The sequence below is a fragment of the Aeromonas sp. S2(2024) genome (genome assembly GCF_041402505.1).
Lineage (GTDB): Bacteria > Pseudomonadota > Gammaproteobacteria > Enterobacterales > Aeromonadaceae > Aeromonas > Aeromonas media.
Genome location: NZ_JBGLRL010000010.1, coordinates 163,905 through 182,060 on the forward strand (window position 1 = coordinate 163,905; position 18,156 = coordinate 182,060).

Here is an 18,156-nt window from a genome sequence, read left to right on the forward strand (position 1 = left end):
GGGTGTCGCCCCTTGACGGTTGTTCCCGTGAAGCCCGGCCACAGATGGTCGGCTCCTATCGTCTGCGCAGGGCAAGACGCGGGTTAATCCTGCCCGGCTGGGCGGTGAAAGCGGATCGGTGACTGAGCCTGGGGAATATTGACCACCAGTCTGCCGCCGTTATGCAGTTGCCACTCGAAGAAGTCGGCAAAACCTGAGCTCGTGAGGGCTCGGATCACCTTGGCCACCACCCCGTGCGCCACCAGCAATACCCGCTCGCCCCGCGCCTCATCGGCGAGCGTGATCAACCCTGACGACACCCGTGCGATCACGGCATCCAGCGACTCACCGTCGGTGGGTGCCTCGTCCCAACGACGGGTGATGTTGCGCGCCCAGAGCTCGGGGTAACGGATCCTCGCCTCTGCCTGCGTCAGTCCCTCGAACACCCCCACGTGCCGCTCACGAAAGGCCGGGATAACCTGAACGGGCAATGCCAGTGCACGGGAAATCACTTCGGCACTCTGTCTGGCACGCAATAGGGGGGAGCTCAACAGGCGCTGAAACGGCCTCTCCCTGACGAGCTCCTGCGCCAACGTGCCGACCTGCTCCCACCCTGTTTCGTTGAGCCCCATATCCAACGCCCCCAGATAGCGCCCCTCGGCATTGGCCCGGGTTTCGCCATGGCGGATCACCACCAGTTCCATCTTTCATCCTTGTTTCATCAGCCGTGGTCGAAAGCCCTGACCCACTAAAGCGGACAGAGCCGATACGGGCGGTTCAGCCCTGCGCCAAAAAGTGGGCCACCAGGGCATTGGCATGGCCGTGTCCCATGCCGTGCTCGGCCTTGAGCCAGGCCACCAGCGCCATGTGTTTGTGCTCCTCCCGCCCCGCCAGCAGGGTCAGCCAGTGGGCAATCGGCTGCCCATAGGTTTTCTCGATGGAGGGGAAATAGGAGGCAGGCCCCCTCACCTTCTGTTGCTCATCCATGATTGGCTCTCCAGAGTTGTGGCGACAGGTTCAGGGCTTGGGGGCGAACTGCTCGAACACCTGCTGCCCGGTCAGGGTCGGGGTGTCGTTTTTCAGCTCGTAGAAATCCGGTTTCTCGTCGATGAAGATCTGCCCGGTGAGCTCGAACCCCTGTTCCTGAAACAGGCCGGCACAGAGGATGTACTCGTCCGTCGGCAGCAGATGGTAGAAAAGGTGGGTGCCGCAGGTGGGGCAGAAGCCGCGCTCCGCCCATTCGGACGAGCGGTAGGCCACAGGGGTGAGCCCCTTGAAACTGACCCCCTTGCCACCATGCACCGCGAACATGGGCCCACCCGACCAGCGCCGGCACATGGCGCAATGGCACAGGCTCACCTCGTTCTTATCGCCGCTCGAGACGGTGATCCCACCGCACAGACAGGTTCCTTGCATATCCAGCTCCTCTCTTCAAGGTCCGAGTCGGCAGGATGCCGGCCGCATTTAGCATCAAATGAGTAGCTGCTCCCCCGGGGTTTCGCCACTGCCGAGGGGTCTTGCCCCCCACCTGGCAGGCGAGCCCATCGAGGGATGCCCTCATCGGCATCAGGTTCAGTTCTGATCCTGCTGGGCGATGCGATTACCCTCGCAATCCCTGAATTTCGCCACCCGGACTCGCTCCACCACCCGGGTGACGGGATAGAGGCATACTCCGCCCGATGCGAGAGCCCGGGCCATGGCCCCTTCGATGTTAGTCACCTGGAGATAGACCCGGGTGCCATCATGGCTAGGCACATAACTCTTCCCTTTGCCAGGGCGCCGGAGCAGCCCGCCACCCCGTCAAGGAGCGGGAACAGCGCAATCTCGTTGCCATCTATGTGCACCCGCTCGAGAGCTATCTCGAAGACCCCCTCACAGAAGCGGATGCCCTCTCCAGATCCTGCACCGGGATTTCAAAGTGGAGGCGATATTCATCTGTCACTCTTCTGTGCGGGATAAGCACCCGAACACCCTCGACTTGTTCCATGTGCCTGCGGGCCCGTCCTCATGAAAGAGAGGAAGAGAGACCCATCACCCCCCTTCCCCATCATGACTGATGACGCGCCCTCATCGGGCTCAGTTCACCGGTGCCCAGGGATCTCCCTTGCCCGGCTCGTTACCCTGGGTCCACCACTTGGCCTGATAGATGACACCCTTGTGGCTCACCTTGTTGCCGGCGGTGTAGACCTTGCTGGCCTCCCAGGCGGGCACATCCCCCACGGGCGGGTCGGTCGGATCAACGGGCGCAGGATCGAGTTTGGCGACCACCCGTACCTTGGGCCAGTTGGCGTGGGAGCCGTAGACGTTGGTCACGCACTTCTCGTAATCCCCCGGCACCAGGGCCGAATAGGCGGTCTGGAATCCCACCAGCTCGCACTCGAACGAGTAGCCACCTGGCCTGTCGGCATAATATTTCCAGTTGCCGTCCCAGTTGGTGTAGAGCACGTCGGTGGCGCCGTTCAGGTTGAGGCTGCCATAGGGGGTCTGCTGCCAGCAGGTGTTCTTCTCGTCCGGGAGCAGCGGGATCCCGTAATGGGCGGCCAACCCTTCCCAGTAACGGATGCGGTTGACCGGCTGCCCTTTGTTCTTGTTCTGCTCGCCACACTCTATGCCACCGTTGATGACGTTGATGGTGGTGCCAAAGCCATAGCCGATGCCCGCCGCGAGCTCGCGCTGGGAGGGCACCCAGGTTCTGTCGATGACGTGCAACATCGCGGGTTTGGGGGCTTGCGGCGTCAGGAAGAACCAGATGGCGGAGGCGAGGTTGAGCCAGGAGTCGGCCACCAGGCCGGGGTTGTTCAGCAGCACGGTGGCGTTGCCGTCAAACATCGCCTCGGAGAAGGCGCCGTAGTTGAAGTGATAGGAGAGCTGTTTCGCACCACGGCCAAAGTAGCCCTGCCCCGTGCTGCAGGGCCATTTCCTGTTCTGCCAGTCATTCTGGCCACAGCCGGTGGTATAGCCGAGTTGCCCCTCGGCCCAGCCCATTTCGCGCACATGCACCAGCGCCTGCTGCCACTCCTCGAGCCCCAGCGGGTTGTCGGAGACATTCTCCCTGGCGATGTGGCCGCCCGTCTCCTGGGCAAAGTGGGCGAAGGCGGTGACGATGGATTTTTTGCAGATGGCGTCCGCATTGCGCCCGTCCGTGTAGTCGCCGCAGAAGGCGGGGAACTTGCCGACCGCCCGCAAGAAGCGCTCATAGGTATATTCAGGGGCCGCCATCTGGGTCAGAAAGTCCCAGTCCGATTCGGTAAATACCCGCTCGACCCGTTTGACGTTGTCCGGGTTGTCGGCTCGTCTCGGCACAATCGCCTCCACCAGGATGTTGGGGCGGGTGGCCAATGCCTTTGACCAGATGCCATACATGGGGTTGGCCGTCTTGGCCTTTTCAACGGCCGCTACATCGGAGGCGGCAATCACATAGCCACCGCTATTTTGTGGGTCGGACTGAATAGTCATGGCCGCATAAGCTGGCGAGGCGCAGAGCCCCGCAACCAGCCAGGCGGTGCGCTTGAGCATGAACATGGGTAACCATCCTTGTCTTGAAAATGTCAGGGCGAGCATAGGCATCCTGACAACTAAATTCACGACAAGAATTAAGAGTTTGGCGATTTTGTGAGCCATTTCACTCTGCACTCAGATGAAACCGCACAACAGCCTCATTTTGACCTCAAGGTGCTCGCTTTTTATGCGCCGCGAACACGCACCGCCCGGATCAGCAGATTGCGAGGTGTCATGGGTTTGTCGCAAAACGTCCCCAGCTCGACCTGGTAGCCCTGCTCCTCGAGGAAGAGGGCGCGATCCAGGGCGAGCCAGATCTCCAGCGGACGGCGAAACAGATGGCGCACCAGCTCCATGCGGGCGACGTCCCCAAAGCGCCGCTCCCCCCTGGCGAGAAAATCTCCATGATCTATCGCCCCAGGCAGCACCATCCCCTTGCGCTCGGCGGCCCAGTCACAGAAGGCCTCGAAACTGCCCGCCAGCAGGCTCTTTTGCAGGTTGGGCACCGGCAGGTACTCATCCACCCCGCGCACCTCACGCTGCAGGCAATCGAAGGCGAGACGCCAGATCACCTCCTGCTCGCGCAGGCGGGAGATGCGGGCGCCGCCGGTCACCGTCTCCTGCAGCGGCAGCTTCAGGTCGCTCTTGCCAAGGTGCAGGGCGCTGGCCTTGGCGGCCTGCGACAGGGGACGGTAATGAGAGGTGCGGATCAGGTGATAGCAACAGGGGGAGAGGGTCACGCCCCGGGCACCGCGCTCGGCCACCTGCTCCAGCAGATGGGTATGCAGCTCACCACAGGCATGGAGCGCCATGGCGTGATGGTGCGGGGCGATGAGCGCCCCCGACTCGGCGGCGAAGGCGTCGGCCTCCACAAACTGCATGCGGGCACCATCGCGCGCCGCGAGCTGTCGCCCCTCCTCGCAGAGCGTGCGCTGCAATTCGAGGCTCAGGATCTCGGCCCCCCGGTGCAGAGAGACCAGGCGCCCCAGGTGGCCCTTGCCGGCACACCACTCCAGATAGGGGCCCTGATGGGCGGGCAGGCAGCCGGTGAAGGCTTCTATCTGCGCCTGTTTGCGCCCCGGCATGTACATCGCCATGGTCCTGGCGCAGTGAATGGGTTCGGGGACAAAGGTGTCTAGCTCGCTCAGGGCATGGAGCTCGGCCCCTGCCGGGATCCAGGGGGCAAGCAGGGTGCAAAGTGCGCCCATGTCGGCGTCGAGCCGCGCTATCTCGTCAAGGTCGAGGCCATTGAGGCAGGCGGCAAGCTCGGGGGCCTCATCGGCGAAGGCCAGGCTCAGATGATGATAGGGCTGATATTGCCACCAGCGTCTCTCGTCGGTCAGCAAGCAGTCCAGTTGTCGAAAACGGTGAGCCAGCACGGTGAGCTTGTCCTGCTATCCAAAAGGGAGGCTCATTCTAGCGATCTGCCATCAAAAAGCACTCGCCAGCGTATCCGCCCACCCCTTGCTGGTAGCCTGACAAAAAGCAGGGACTTGTGCTATATTCCGCCCCCTCATTAGCGCGACTCGCCCACGCGGGTCGTTTTACCCATATGAACGGAACCAAAACATGACCATCAATGCCATCCTGCAAGCGCATGCGGACGCCAAGTGTAGGAAATTCAATGGCTTAGATGGTGCATGCGAAACACTTCTTATAGGGTGATAAACAGGGTGATTTACTAGGTGACTCTGAGAGACACCATGAAAGTAAGCACAGCCAGACCCACAACCAGCCCCACTGCCAGACCTACATCAAGACCTACGTGGTCGCTCCAAAAGAAAGCCCATGTTTGGTATCTGAGCTGGGCCGTACCGAAGAGCATTCAATGCCTGCCCCTGTTCAGTGGCCGCAGGCTCTACACCAAGACGCTCCAGACCGGAGACCTACGAGAAGCCCAACTCAGACGGGACAGCATCATTGCATCCTTCGGGCAGCACCTCTTGGAAGCCGAAGCGAACGAAGCAGCCAGTGCAGCGCAGAAGTTCTCGCAGTACCTCGCCGGGTTACGGGCCAGTATCCCGGTAGCCGGGGCGACTACTGCATCCCCCGCCCCCATCAGGCCAGTCAGGAAACCCACCCCCAAGCCAGCACCTAAGCCCACCCCTAAGCCTGCCAAGCCGAAGTCAACATCCAAAGGCGTGACCGTGCAGAAAGCAGCCGCTGAGTTCCTCAAGGAAGCCGAGCGCAGAGCTGCCCAAGGCAAGCCGATAACTGAGGGCACACTGAGCCGGGTTCGTAATGCGTCCGTGGGGATAGCCGAGTTCACTGGCAAGCAGGCGCTGGGAGAGATTGAGCGCCGGGACGTAACCCTATGGATTGCATCGCTAGCTGGGGAGAAGAGCGACAACACCCGGAAGAAGTACCTGAGCGCCATGTCCCTCGTGTGGGAGCATTGCTATCTGCTGCGGATGGTGGACGGGGACAACCCATTCAAGAACACCGGCTTCAAGTCTACCGGCGACCTGCAATCATACGAGCCGCTGAGCCTGCAAGAGATGTCTGGGATTGTCAGGGAGTCAGACACCGCGCTCCGGGTGCTGGTGAAGTTTGGCTTAATCACTGGCTGCCGTCTCGGGGAGATAGTCGGACTGCGTGAGGCTGACTTTGAGATTGAGGACGGAGTGCATGTGCTCAGAATCCGGGCGGGTAAGACTGCCAGCGCTATCCGTTCCCTGCCCTTGCCGAAACCTTTGTGGGAAGAGTTGCGGGCGCAGGTCGTCGGCAGGCTGTGGCACCTACAGAACGGGGACACCAATGCATCGCAATGGTCGAACAAGTTCGGGGTCGTCAAGGCCAAAGTGACCGGCAGCCGTGACCGGGTGAAAGGATTCCACAGCCTGCGAGGGATGGCGATTACTGGCTACCAGCGGGCGGGGATACCGGAGGACGTGACTGCGCCGCTCGTCGGGCATAGCACCAAGGGGCTCACGCTGTCATACGGATTGTACTCGTCCGGGCACACCCTGCCCCATCAGTTGCGGGCCGTAGAGAGCATGCTCTCGTCTGAGTACATGCAGCAGTACCTTGCCCTGTTTGGTAAATAAATTGGATTCCCTGCCAGAAGTTCGACCCTCAGAAAAAAAATTTGGTGGTGAAAACTCATTTCGGGCAGGTGGAAGAAAGCAGCCAAGAGGACTGCGAATTAAAAAGGATGCGCCCCGAAGGGCGTCTTACTCCTGCTATTAGTTGCTGTTCGCCGGGAACATCATGGACGTGGCCAGTGTGATACCCGGCAGACTCCCCAGAGGGGCTGCACCACGGAGGGCACGGATGTCAGAGGCCGAGAGCTCGTCCTTCTCAGTCCAAGGGGATGCCCGCTCACCGGCAATTTCAGCAGCACGGAGCAGCTTGTACCCGTACTGAATACCGACCGGGGCCACGGTGTCCACGAGTGAGATATTCCGCTCCTGCTCCTGCCCCCAGTTCATCAGGGACATGGAATCAGGCACGAAACCCGGAGCCACGAGGACGTTCAGCGCATCCGGCAGCAGACCGGAGAACGGCAGGTACTGGATGGCCTGAGCTGCGATGGTGCCCGTGTTGATTTCCTCGCTGCGTCCGGCAAGGGCCATACGAGCAGGGGCAATCATGGCGTTCAGGGTCAGGCCCATCATCACGGTGAAGTACGCCTCCGTGTCACCGATGGCGAACTGGCGAGCGGTCTGCTTATCCATGGCTAGCATCGGGTAGTTACGGAACTGGCTGAACAGCTTGCCGGTAGTGGAGTGCATTGCGGTCGGGGTTTCACCGATAAACGACTCCTGAATCTGCTGACCAACTGCCCGCTTGATGATGAACAGAATGTCATCGCGGGTGCCTTCCGGCATAGCGTTGAAGTCGATGTCTTCCAGCACACCCTTACCATCGAATTTACCGTGCAGGCGCAGAGCCTCGGCAATGCTCTCCCAGTTACCGCCAGAACCAAAGGTCAGGCCCATGGTCTCCAGTCGGCGGATAGCCTTGTCGTCAGTTGGCAGACCGTCATTAGCTAGACGAACCAGCGCATCAGCTTCCAGCACCGCAGCCAGTCGGCGTTGGTAGCTGGTGATAACCCGCAGGCCGGATATAGTGGACATAGTCCCCTGCCCCAGCGCCAGCGCACGGTCGAGAATCTTACCGGCTTGGTTTGAGATAGTGCCGTTCCAGTCCAGTCTGATGTCGTTGCTGTGTAGCGCCATGTTGTCCCACAGCGGCCCACCGGCAGCGGCGATGCTCTTGAGCAGCGGCGCGTCAGGCTTCGTTCGGGCTAGTCCTGCCATCTCCCCAATGATTGGCATGTTGCGCATACCACCGTTGACCATGTGCCGAGCAATGATGTTCGAGGTTTCGCCTAGCTGTGCCAGACCGGAGCCTGCCAGCATAGCAACCTGAGTCCAGCCCATCAGTCGGCCAGCATGCTTGTTGATACCTCCACGGACAGCGGAGCCAGTGAATGCCTCCCATACGTCCTCAAGAGCGCGCTGGGTGTCGCTGATACTGGCGTTCGGGTTGCTGCGGTGGATGTCATTCACCACAGCGGCAGCCATATCATCCCAATCAGCGCGACTGTGGATACCCTTGGCAGCCAGTGAAACACGGCCAGAGGTTTCCACGTTGTACGTCCGCATCACTCGCTCGATATTCGTATCAACGAAGTCGATAAGCTGGAAGTTCTGACTCCCCATGGACAGGTCAATGTCAGTACGGCGCTTGAGCATGCCGGGGGCTGCCTTCTTGGCGTTCTGGGTGTGGATGAGGTTGAGCAGGGACTCAATTTCATCGGTATCCACGTTCGCCTGAGTCAGGAAAGCCTTGAGTTCAGCGGTCGATTTCGCGTCCATCTGGTTGAAGATGTTGGCGTCAATCTGCCCTTCGTTATCCGCTGCACGAACAATCATGTTCCGGGCAATCTTACTTGCAACACCAGACGGGATACCGGTGGCGGCGTAAGCAGAGGTCAGCAGGTCGGTCAGCTCCTTGCGCATCGGCTCGGTCAGACTCGCAATCTTCTCCCAATCCCACTTACGGGGCAGGTAGCCGGGATGCTCAGGCAGACTGTCACCGACAAGGCCATAGCGAATCATGTCCTCGCGGGCCATACGCATGCTGTCATCCAGCCCATCGGCAGCCTTGCGGATATGCTCCGGGGCAGTTGACGTGTGCGTCACCCCACGGCGGAAGGCATCGTCTCGGGCCAGCATCTCTTGGTACACCAGACGGTCAAAGTCGGCACGGTAGTCGCCTCGCCACAGCTTGAGCATCTGGGTCGCAGTGTCGTCACTCTTCCGGGTCAACTTCCGATGCTGCTTGAATCCTGCCTGATAGTTGAACAGGGAGGCTGTGTCGTACTTGTTGACCAGAGTGCTACGGTGGATAGCGGCGTTATCATTGGTCAGCGCACCGGCAGGCACTTCCAGCATATCGGCCACGAAGGCTCGGGCAGCCGGGGCACCCGTCTCCATCAGGGAGCGTGACAGCGGTGTCAACTGGTGCAGTGGAGTAGTCATACGACCAAGCTCAGCGGAACGGGCGTCCAGCTCGGCAGCGCGTTCCTGGGCGTAGCTGTCGTAGTCCTTCGCACGGTCGGACATCGGCAGAATACCGTCACGGCCAGCGAACTGATTAGGAGCGGCGGCAGCGCCTACACTCTTGCGGCCACCAAGGCCAGCAGCCGGGGCAGGCATGGCGGTATCCAGTGCCTTGTAGCTAGCCGGGGCCGGGTTGGTCAGGTCGCCTGCCTGCTTGACCATCAGGTCTTCGGCGCGGCGCATCAGGGCAGCAGAATCAGTCACGAGGTCGTCGGTGAACTCGGTGCTGTGCGTGGCAGTCACAGCAAGGGCTCGGAGGTTGTAGTCATCGAGGGCAGCCTTCGCTTCCGGGGACTTACTCGCCTCCATCCGCATCCGCTTAAGCTCAGACTTGCTCTTTGGAGTGAACACCGGAGCGACTGGAGTCTCACCACGTGCCATAGCCTCGCCTGCTGCTTTCATGTCCGCAGCAGCAACCGTCTCAGCAGCTGCGTCACGGACTGCCTTCTGGTTGGCAGCGGTACGCGCCGGGGGCAGCATGCTACCTGCCAGCACACCACCGGCTGCGCCAAGTGCAAGGTTGATTGCTTGGTCGTTGCCGGTCATCTGGTGGGTAGCCATGGCCGCTTCGTTGTACGCGGCAGCTTCGGCAACACCAAGGCCAGCAGCGGCAGGCAGGTTCTTCATGCGGGAGGCGGTACGCAGGGCCTTGAAGCCAGCACTCCACACACCAGCACCACCGGCCAGCACCAGCGGGTCAGCAAAGCCAGCCACGAGGCCAGCGGTAGTGCCCGCCCATCCCGCATCAGCCAGCGTCTGTTGGTGCTCCAACTGGTCAGCGATACGGCCACGGATAGCTTGAGACTCTGCCGGGGATTTCGAGTCAAACAGCTGGTCGTGGTATTCCTCGGGGACACCGATGTACGCAGCCTCGTCTTTCAGCGGGTCGTATCCGGGCTCGGGGTCATAGGTGGTGTCGGTGACTCGGCTGCCGATACCGAACATCAGGTTGTTCGCCTTGAAGGCTGCGGGGATAACTTCGGTCACGAACTCAGGAGTGTCCTTCTCGCCTACATACGGCAGCGGATTGTCCTTTATGAGCGCCGGGTCGAAGGTCAGCTCTGGGGTGGCTGGAGTCTTGGACTTGCTGGCCTTGCCGGTACGAGCCAGCAGATTACCAGCAGCGGACGGGTCAACCAGACCGGGATTCGTCGGGTGGTACAGGTTCATTGTGATTCCTTCTGAAAAGAAAAAGCCCGCCGAAGCGGGCCTGTTTAATGTTGTCGGGATGGTTACTCAGGGATGGCAGAGTGATACCGGAAGCCGGACTTCTTCTGCTCCTCGGATGCCTTGCGGAAATTCTCGTCTAGCGCAGCACGTTCATCCTTCCGGCGTTGCTCGATGGCTGCTGGGGTATGCCGGGGCAGAGCCTCCTTCATGTCATCCGGTGTGAATGGAATGACTCGGGGGCGTTCGCTCTCGTCCTCGGTATTGCGAAGGGTGAGCTTGAACTGTGACGGGCGGCCCTTGGAGCCGGGGACAACTGATGCGTCCACCACTTCCCAATCGTCCGAAAGCTCGGAGCCGAGCATGGTGGTAGCCAGCACTTTGTTGGTGCGGAGCTCTGTCTCCATGACGGTCAGGCCTTTCTCGACGGAGGTGATACCGAACTCGTTGAGGTCTGCGCCGTTGGTATCGACAAGAATACCGTTGACCCGGTGCAGTCGGTTCGTCTGGTTCTTCTTGGCGGTGTTCTGCGCGAAGGTTAGCGGTACGCCTGCTTGGGTCAGCTTGTGCACCTCGTTGACGTACTGCACACGAGCAGCATCGAGCTTCCCTTCATCCACTTCATTAGCTGTGCCGGGAATCCAGTTGAGCGGGCCAGTGTCGGTCCATTTTCCTGTGCCGAAGTCCTCGTCTTTGACCGCCTCAGCCACCTCCTTCTTGCTAGGCGGAGCGAAGGCTGACGGATTGCGCTTGGCCTCCTGCATCTGTGTCACCACCTCAGCCATGTTCCCGCCATTGGCTTGGGTCACTTGCATGGCGTCAACAACAACCAGTTGCGACTCAGACAGCATTCCCCGCGCCTTGTCCTCGTTGTAGCTGGCAGCTTCGAGATACTTGCCGTAAGCGGTCATGAAGGATGGGGACACTTCTCCGCCGTCAGTGATAGCAATGTCGAGGTTCAGCCCGTTGGACAGCTCCTGTTTCATCTGCTTGTCAGTGTAAGGACTCTGCTTCCAGACGGTCATATAGCCGTGCTGGTCGGGGGCAACTTGCCGCAGGTCTGCCAGCGCCTTGCTGCCCTCATCCTGCGAATACACACCGGAGCCGCCCATGACGTCTTGGTTGCGCTGCTGCTTGGCCTGCTGTGCGGCGGCCTTGCTGGCCTGCACGGTGGCGGTCTGCGTCAGGTAGCCAGCCATCTGCCCTTCGGACAGCGGAGCCAGCGGATACTTGGTGTTGTACTCGGCAATCATCTGGCCGACTCGGTGCGCACTGGCACCATTGGCTGCGGCGGTGGAGATGTTCGCCATGGCGGTAGCTGACTCGATGGAGCCGCGTTGTGCCACTCGGACATCGTTGGCGTGGTTGGCGTTTTCGATGGCCTGTCGCTGGTCTGGGTCGAAGGTAGGATTCAGCTTCTTCACCACCTCGTACACTTCGGCATTACCTTCGGCCAGCGCCTGAGTGGTCACACCGGCCAGAAGGGCGGCGTAGTTCTCATCAGACATACCGAGAGGCTGGGCCAGCAGGCTAGGCATGTCGCGGTACAACTGCTTGAGGGCCACCTTGTCACCGGCATTCTTGGCTGCGCCCATCTCATCCAGCAGACCGTACATGGTCTTGGTGGTAGCGGAGAGTTGCAGCTTCTGCTTGTGCTCATAGTGCGCCTGCATGTGGTTGGCGGACAGGTCGGTGATCGCTTGGCTCCCCAGCTCAGACAGCAGAGCCCGACCAGAACCACCTTCTGGCATCGCATCCAACCCCTCGGCATACCGGCGAACCAGCGCCTCGCGGTACTGAGTCGGGGTCAGGTTGGCGTACTGACCTTCGCGTAGGGCTTGTTGCTCGGAGGACTTGAACTGATTGGCATTGATGCGGGCGAGCTCAGCTTCCGCCCCTGCCATGGTGGCAGTCTCACCGAATACTTGCAGCGCCTTCGCCTCATCCGAAGCATGAATCTCTTTCAGGGTCTTGCCCTGCTGCACCATGATACGGGCGTTGGTGGCGTGGACGGCGGCAGTATCTGCCATCTCCTTCTCGGAAATCTGCACACCAAAGGCGGATAGTTGCCCTACGAGCCGGTCGGAGTATTCAAGCTGAGCGCGTTGGCCGGTAGTGTCGGGCTGCGGGACTGCACCTTGTGGCACAGTGAGTTGGCGGGCGGGAATTTGGAGTGCCGCGTTGAGATTACGGTCTTGCATTTATGCTCCTTGGCCGGTGGCCGGATGTTAGATGGTGGGCGCCTTGGACATGCTGCCCACCTGCTTGCCTCGGGCTAGGTACTGCTGGCGCATCCAGTCGGCTAGGCAGCGTTGGCCTGCGTTGAACTGGATTTCTTCGATGGTGGTAGTGGGCCTGACCGGAATCTGCGGGAACACAGAATCGAGGTCACGAAGCAGAGCGGTCAGGTCTACAGCTCGACCCGGCATGTAGTCAGCCATAGGCATGACGTGCACGGTGTCCGCCTGCATGGGCGCAGGTACGTTTTCAGGCTCAGCCTGTGGGGCATCTTCGGGCTGCGCAGGTGCAGGAGCGGGCAACACAGGGGCCTTGCTGGCTCGCTTCATACGCCAGAATGCGAAGGCGGATACAGCGACGGTGGCGATGGTTAGGGTAGTCAGGTCAAACATGGTGATTCCTCAAATAGGGAGGCCGGGGTCATGCCCCAGCGTGAGCAGCTATCAATGGGTGGAGGGAGTGGCGAGCTGGGCAGCCTTGTGCTTGCGACGAGCCAGCTTCTTGTCGAACTTCCCGTGCTCAACAATGATGAGTGCGCCGAAAACTTCCTCTAAAAGGTCATCCTCGCCGGTCAGTATCCCGACCAGTTGCTCGCGGGTGAGCAGGGATAACTCTTCCTTGGTGATGCCGTGGTAGGCGATTTGGGAATGCAGGGATTTCAGGTCTTTCATGATGTTCTCCGACTGCTCACAAGGTTGGGCAGTGCTGAATGGTGACGTGGTACTTGACGCTGGATTGCGCCATCTTGACCAGCGAAGCCCATACCTGCGTGGTGCGGTATTCGTGGTCGAGGGTGTGCTGTAGGTAGCGCAGGAAATCGGACTGCTCGCGCATCTTCACGGCGGCGTAAATCCAGAAGTGCGGTAGCAATGCGGTCACGGTGTCCCGCTGCACCAACCATGCGGCCAACAAGTCGGCAAGATGCCGCTTGTAGCCAATATTCCCCTTACCGCTGTAGATGAACGGCGACGGGGCGAGCCAGTAGCCAGCGGCCTCAACAGCCTCTTCGGTGTCTACAATGGCGGCAGCTAGTTCGTCCTCGGTCAGGGTGTGAGTCTGCGGCTCCATGTTGATGCTGTTGCATGGGTGCAGGTGCATCTTGAAGTACCCAGAGTCGGACAGATGTGAGTCAAAGACAGCTGGGATGAATGGCAGGTGTTTCTTGATAAATGGCATACGGCCCTCTTGAAGGTTTACCCCGGACTTTTCCAGAGTGCATGTGAAAGTAGATGTGTCGGCGGCGCTTCATGTCAGTGCGTCAGGATGTAGGCGAGACCGAGAGTGATTTCTGCCGCCTGCATTCCGGCCAGCGACCAGAGCAGCGGGACGATGGTATTTCTGTAGGTCATCGTTACACCCGAGAGCGAAGGGCAGTCATGAGACTGGCAGGCGGCGGGGTCGGCAGAGAGGTGCGGCGATAGACTCCGGCCTCGATCGAATGCTTGAGGGTGGCAGCCAGACGGTTCTCAAAATTCGGGGTGTAGATATTGTTCGTGTGGGCGTAGCGGGAAATCTCCGCTACCTCGCGGGCATTGTGCAGGTCGATGATGTGGCCGTTGTTAATGTCGTGGGCCATGTTCTGCATTTCGGTATTCATGGTGCTCATAAGTTTCTCCAAAGATGCTCAGATACCCGACCCCACCATGGGGGCCAGGATGATTAAGTGCTGGGTTACGCCTTACCGCGCTTGGCAGCAGCAACAATCTGCTCCCTAAGTCGCTGTAGCTCGGCCTGAGTGCTGGCACCTTCTACCGCAAGGCAGTAGTTGCTGATGGCGTCAGCACCGAATCGGGCCAGCGCTTCCTTCTTCTGGCGCTTGGTGGCGACCAGTTGGCGACTATGCGCGTCGTACTCACGTTGGGCCTGCTCCTCGGGAGCGCTCGCCATAACATCCGCTTCCAGCTTGTTCAGCTCGTCGAGGATGGCCTGAGTAATGATGCGGGTGGCCTTGAAGGTGGCGACTCGGGTGCTGCCACTGGCGGACAGAATGGCGCGGCGCATATTGGGCAGGATGCCTTTCAAGCCATCGAGCGCAGAGCCACAAGCTTCCGCCTCAGACGGCGTGAGCCCGGAGTCACGAAGCAGGCCACGAATGGTCTTGCCATTGAATGGCGCGTTCGGGTCAGACAGCGGCGGGATGCTGGCACGGACAACCGGGCGAGCACCGAAGGAGGCAATCCGCTCGTCAATATCGTGGATGTCATCGAACAGGGCCTGAATGTGGTGCCCTTGCATGCCTGCCTTGAGCAATCCCCTGCCCTTCACGCTGGCAGCAAGAGCATCGGGAGTGAAGGCGGGAGCGATGCCACGGCCTATGCCGGTGGTCAGCAGTTCGCTACGGTTCTGGGTAACGGGCAGGGGTTGGTTGCAAGCGCGTACGCCTGCGAGAATGTCGGTCATGGTGAATCCTTAGAGGGTGGTTACGCTGGGTACTGGCGAGCTGTCCGGGCCTTAGCTCGGGCCGCAGCCGCGTCGGCCATGCGTTGGGAGTTGTAATCGGGGGTATCCACAGCAGGCGCAACGACAGCAGCTTGCCAAGCATTGCCAGCAGAGCCCTTGTATCGGGAGCCAGCACTAGCGGACTGAGCTTGCTGGACTGCTGCGACTGATGGCCGCCAGTTAGGCAGCGCCTTGAAGGTGCTCTCGAAGAAGTACAGGTAATGGTCATGTCGGGCTGCGAAGCCGGGGCCGGTGCGGAGCTCCTTATAGACCTCCCCTTCCAGCAACTCCTTGACGGTCTGGTACGCAGGCTTCGGCGTGTACATCTGACCCAGAATCTTCTGGATGCCGGAGACGGTGCAACCGAGTTGTCGCAGGGCGCAGACCTGAGCGACTGTCTCAGTGCCGAACCGGCGCCGGACTTTATTGCCTGTCTCGAACTTTCGACCAACAGGCGGGATACGGGCATCGAATACAAAGTCACCCTGCTTATAGAGGGCGTCGAGTGCTGCGACTAGCTCGTCATTACTGGCGACCGCAGCGGAAGAAGTTGAGGGCATACAGCCTCCGAAGTTGAATTGGTGAAGTGTGGGATGTGCGGGACGGGCCGCACGGCACTGCCTTCTCCCGCTAGGAGAACCGGTGATTCATGCCGGACGGAGTGACAGAAGAAGGCAATGCTGTGCGACCTGAGTCTGCAAATAAAATTTATGGTGATGGAGGTCATCGGAGTACAGACGAGCGCTTGGCCGGGTCTGCCCAGACTCCCTGCTGCTGTGGCTCCCAGCTTTCCCAGTAGTCATCGAACGCACCTCGCTCGCCTTCATCCGCCACAACCTCGGCAGCAGAAGGGATGGAGTCGAAGCTCAGCTCCCTCCCCATGGCCTGCATGTTGGCTCGCGCTCTGAACAACCAAGCAAGCGAGATACCAGAGGCGGTCATAGTAGGCGGGACTTCTGATTGGTCAGTCCCTTTATATACTATTGGACTATTACCATTCGAATCCTCTATCTCACCCAACTCTGCCATCTCCTGCTTGTGCAGCTCACGAAGTATCAGCTTGCAGGCAAGGATGCCGTTGGTCATATAGCGGGAGGCGGACTGCTTATTTAGGCCGGTCAGCTCCATGATGCAGGCGGTACTGATGACCGGGAGCATGACCACCTTACGCATCCAGAACGGAGACAGCTTGTGTGCTGTGCTCTTGGCATCGTCCCAGACCAAAGCCCCACTGATAATGTCATCCAACCAGACGGGCAGGCCAGATACTTCCGGCGCATCATCATCTTCTTGCATGGCCGCTCTATCCAGACCAACCGCCATCAGGTCAGCAATCCGCAGAGGGACAAGGTTCCGATACACGGTAGCCGGACGGCCCGCCTTCTTCTGAGCCGGGGCAGTGCCGATATTCAGGTGAGGATTCATCGCTCGTTGCTCATTGGTATAAGCGGCAGCCTTCAACTTACGAGCGAGGCGGCGGGACTTCGGGTAGCCAGTGAGGTACGCAGGCTTGTGCGAGGGTTTCCAAGCAGCCAGATACTCCCGTGCCTCCATGGAAGTGCAGCCGCGCATACCGTCCATGACGTTGCGAACGCCAGTCAAATCAACAGTCAAAGCAGTAGTCATATAAACCTCATGTAGGTGAGCCCACTCAGGTAGCGGGCTTGGTGTGCGGTGTAAGCATTTGGGTCAGTACCTCTACTGGGTACTGAGTGAACATGCGGGTCTTGTAGGTGGGGCCAAGGTGCTTGGCTACCAGTCGAGCGAGCTGCCGTTGCTGGCGTCGCTGTTGCTGTATCTGGAGCACAATTCCTCCGGGGAACGGGTACAGGTAAACCGACCGGCGGCCTGTACGATGTGGGGTAAGTAGGTGTTCCCCGTTCTTCAAAAAAGAAGGAGATAGGGTGGAGCATCCCCGTTCTTCAAAAAGAAGAAGGGTTACTCTGTTAGCGTCGAGTTATTCAGACTTCTCTGTTAACCCAGTATTATTCCTGGCCGAGTCTTGGCGGTGGGATTTCTCTGTTATTGGGTAGTTATTCCCAGCGGCAGGAGGTGCGGTGGATTACTCTTGTAGGGTCAGGTTATTCAATCTCTCTGTTAACCCGACTTTATTCCTGACAGGCAGGGAGTCGATGAGACTTCTCTGTTAGGGTCAGGTTATTCTCAGCAACTAGCTTCTTCGGCCCCACCATCACGTTGCGCAGAGCACGGTCACGAATCTGCTGGTTCTTCTCGCGGATGGTGGCAGCAGCCAACTCCAACAGCTCCTCAACAGACTTCGGTGCTTCCTTGGCCTTGGCGTACAGACGGTTCAGCTCGGCCAGTACAGCACGGCGCACAGCCTTGCTCTCACGCATACCGACCAAGCGCATCTGGTCTTCGGTCAGGTCCACATAGCGGGCCATGCTGCCGGTATGGGAGGGTAAAAGTTTTACCCTTGACTCATCCAAGTCCAGTTCGTCCATGGTACGGGCAAGGAAGTGGGTGTTCTTCACGGTGGACTCATCAGCACCAACGCGGGCCGGGTTGATGATGTTGTTCAGGAAGTCGAGGGAAGTCATGCTCATTTGTTCGCTCCTTGGATTGGGAAGATGTTGTGTGATGCGGGCAGGGTAATCGGGCCCCAGCAGTAGATGGGGTAGTAGGTGCCGACGTGGTGGCAGCGCCAGTGGAACAGCTTACCGTTCACGTATTTGTAGAGGGCACCGCACACGTCGGTGTGAGTGGCTTGGTCAAGGAGGCGGACACCGTGGGCTAGTTAGCGCATTAAATAGTTGCAGCAAGATAATTACCCATAAATAAAATCTGCAACAAACGTTATTGACCCCTTTAATACCAAGGGTATATTCTCATCCTTGGCACAAACAAAATATTAATTAGCAATATACCAAGGAGTGAGTAATGGATATTTTCAAGGCCCATGTTCAATATGATGACTTTAAAGGCTCTTCGGCTGCTGATGCCAGTGACATGCAGGAACCTGTGGTTTGGCTCCGCGCTAACGGGCACATTTCTGACGGGGAGTACATCTTCGGAATCAAGATGTTTTACCTTGGGGATGATAATGTCAGTGTCACCTTCCTTACTAAGGAACTGGAGTTCACTCATGACGCTATGAATAGAACGCTCCACAATGAAACGCCTCTGACACTGAGTGTAGTGGTCAACTAAATCCGGACACTTGGTTAGGCCGATCCTCGGCTTTTGCTGGCGCGATCCCGTCATTGTGTTGATGTGGACGCCGCCAGTTGTAGTAATCCATCAG

Annotated in this window: 18 protein-coding genes; 2 read left to right on the top strand and 16 right to left on the bottom strand. The window is 59.4% G+C overall.

All coding sequences use genetic code 11. The features are described 5' to 3' along the window. Positions 1–83: 83 nt before the first annotated feature. The 6 genes from ACB039_RS12655 to ACB039_RS12680 form a co-directional block, all read right to left on the bottom strand. A complete protein-coding gene (locus tag ACB039_RS12655; RefSeq protein ID WP_139751399.1) occupies positions 84–683 on the bottom strand; it encodes a histidine phosphatase family protein in 600 nt (199 codons plus the stop codon). A gap of 73 nt (positions 684–756) precedes the next feature. After that, the gene (locus ACB039_RS12660; protein WP_139751400.1) at positions 757–966 is read right to left on the bottom strand and encodes a DUF4287 domain-containing protein; all 210 of its coding nucleotides are present in this window, start codon (positions 964–966) and stop codon (positions 757–759) included. 30 nt (positions 967–996) lie between these two features. Then, entirely contained in the window at positions 997–1,395 is a 399-nt protein-coding gene (locus ACB039_RS12665; RefSeq protein WP_139751401.1) for a GFA family protein, read from the bottom strand. Between the two features lie 156 nt (positions 1,396–1,551). Next, entirely contained in the window at positions 1,552–1,734 is a 183-nt protein-coding gene (locus ACB039_RS12670; protein WP_232092260.1) for a VOC family protein, read from the bottom strand. A 321-nt stretch (positions 1,735–2,055) separates the two neighbouring features. Further along, positions 2,056–3,501, bottom strand: coding sequence for a chitinase (locus ACB039_RS12675; RefSeq protein ID WP_371165794.1), 1,446 nt, complete (start codon positions 3,499–3,501; stop codon positions 2,056–2,058). A gap of 161 nt (positions 3,502–3,662) precedes the next feature. Next, positions 3,663–4,856 carry a methyltransferase gene (locus ACB039_RS12680; protein ID WP_139750842.1) on the bottom strand — a complete coding sequence of 398 codons (1,194 nt, stop codon included), beginning with the start codon at positions 4,854–4,856 and terminating at the stop codon, positions 3,663–3,665. Between the two features lie 768 nt (positions 4,857–5,624). Between ACB039_RS12680 and ACB039_RS12685 the strand changes: the two genes are divergently transcribed. Then, complete coding sequence (locus ACB039_RS12685; protein ID WP_371165795.1) at positions 5,625–6,524, top strand: tyrosine-type recombinase/integrase; 900 nt, start codon at positions 5,625–5,627, stop codon at positions 6,522–6,524. A gap of 138 nt (positions 6,525–6,662) precedes the next feature. On the opposite strand, the gene ACB039_RS12690 is transcribed toward ACB039_RS12685, so the two are convergent. The 10 genes from ACB039_RS12690 to ACB039_RS12735 form a co-directional block, all read right to left on the bottom strand. Beyond that, a complete protein-coding gene (locus ACB039_RS12690; protein WP_371165796.1) occupies positions 6,663–10,217 on the bottom strand; it encodes a hypothetical protein in 3,555 nt (1,184 codons plus the stop codon). Positions 10,218–10,279: 62 nt separating this feature from the next. Further along, complete coding sequence (locus ACB039_RS12695) at positions 10,280–12,415, bottom strand: hypothetical protein (RefSeq protein WP_371165797.1); 2,136 nt, start codon at positions 12,413–12,415, stop codon at positions 10,280–10,282. 27 nt (positions 12,416–12,442) lie between these two features. Continuing rightward, on the bottom strand, positions 12,443–12,844 hold the full coding sequence (locus tag ACB039_RS12700; RefSeq protein ID WP_371165798.1) for a hypothetical protein: 402 nt from the start codon (positions 12,842–12,844) through the stop codon (positions 12,443–12,445). 51 nt (positions 12,845–12,895) lie between these two features. Next, positions 12,896–13,123, bottom strand: a complete 228-nt coding sequence (locus ACB039_RS12705) for a hypothetical protein (RefSeq protein ID WP_371165799.1) — start codon at positions 13,121–13,123, stop codon at positions 12,896–12,898. Between the two features lie 16 nt (positions 13,124–13,139). After that, complete coding sequence (locus tag ACB039_RS12710) at positions 13,140–13,628, bottom strand: hypothetical protein (protein WP_371165800.1); 489 nt, start codon at positions 13,626–13,628, stop codon at positions 13,140–13,142. A 175-nt stretch (positions 13,629–13,803) separates the two neighbouring features. Next, positions 13,804–14,058, bottom strand: a complete 255-nt coding sequence (locus tag ACB039_RS12715) for a hypothetical protein (protein WP_371165801.1) — start codon at positions 14,056–14,058, stop codon at positions 13,804–13,806. Between the two features lie 65 nt (positions 14,059–14,123). Beyond that, positions 14,124–14,852: a hypothetical protein gene (locus ACB039_RS12720; RefSeq protein ID WP_371165802.1), complete on the bottom strand. Its 729-nt coding sequence runs from the start codon at positions 14,850–14,852 to the stop codon at positions 14,124–14,126. 20 nt (positions 14,853–14,872) lie between these two features. Further along, entirely contained in the window at positions 14,873–15,451 is a 579-nt protein-coding gene (locus tag ACB039_RS12725; RefSeq protein WP_371165803.1) for a hypothetical protein, read from the bottom strand. A 163-nt stretch (positions 15,452–15,614) separates the two neighbouring features. Then, complete coding sequence (locus tag ACB039_RS12730) at positions 15,615–16,517, bottom strand: hypothetical protein (protein ID WP_371165804.1); 903 nt, start codon at positions 16,515–16,517, stop codon at positions 15,615–15,617. Between the two features lie 482 nt (positions 16,518–16,999). Then, positions 17,000–17,458 (bottom strand): hypothetical protein, encoded by a 459-nt coding sequence (locus ACB039_RS12735; RefSeq protein WP_371165805.1) that lies wholly within the window; start codon positions 17,456–17,458, stop codon positions 17,000–17,002. 334 nt (positions 17,459–17,792) lie between these two features. Between ACB039_RS12735 and ACB039_RS12740 the strand changes: the two genes are divergently transcribed. Then, a complete protein-coding gene (locus ACB039_RS12740) occupies positions 17,793–18,062 on the top strand; it encodes a hypothetical protein (protein ID WP_371165806.1) in 270 nt (89 codons plus the stop codon). Positions 18,063–18,156 lie beyond the last annotated feature (94 nt).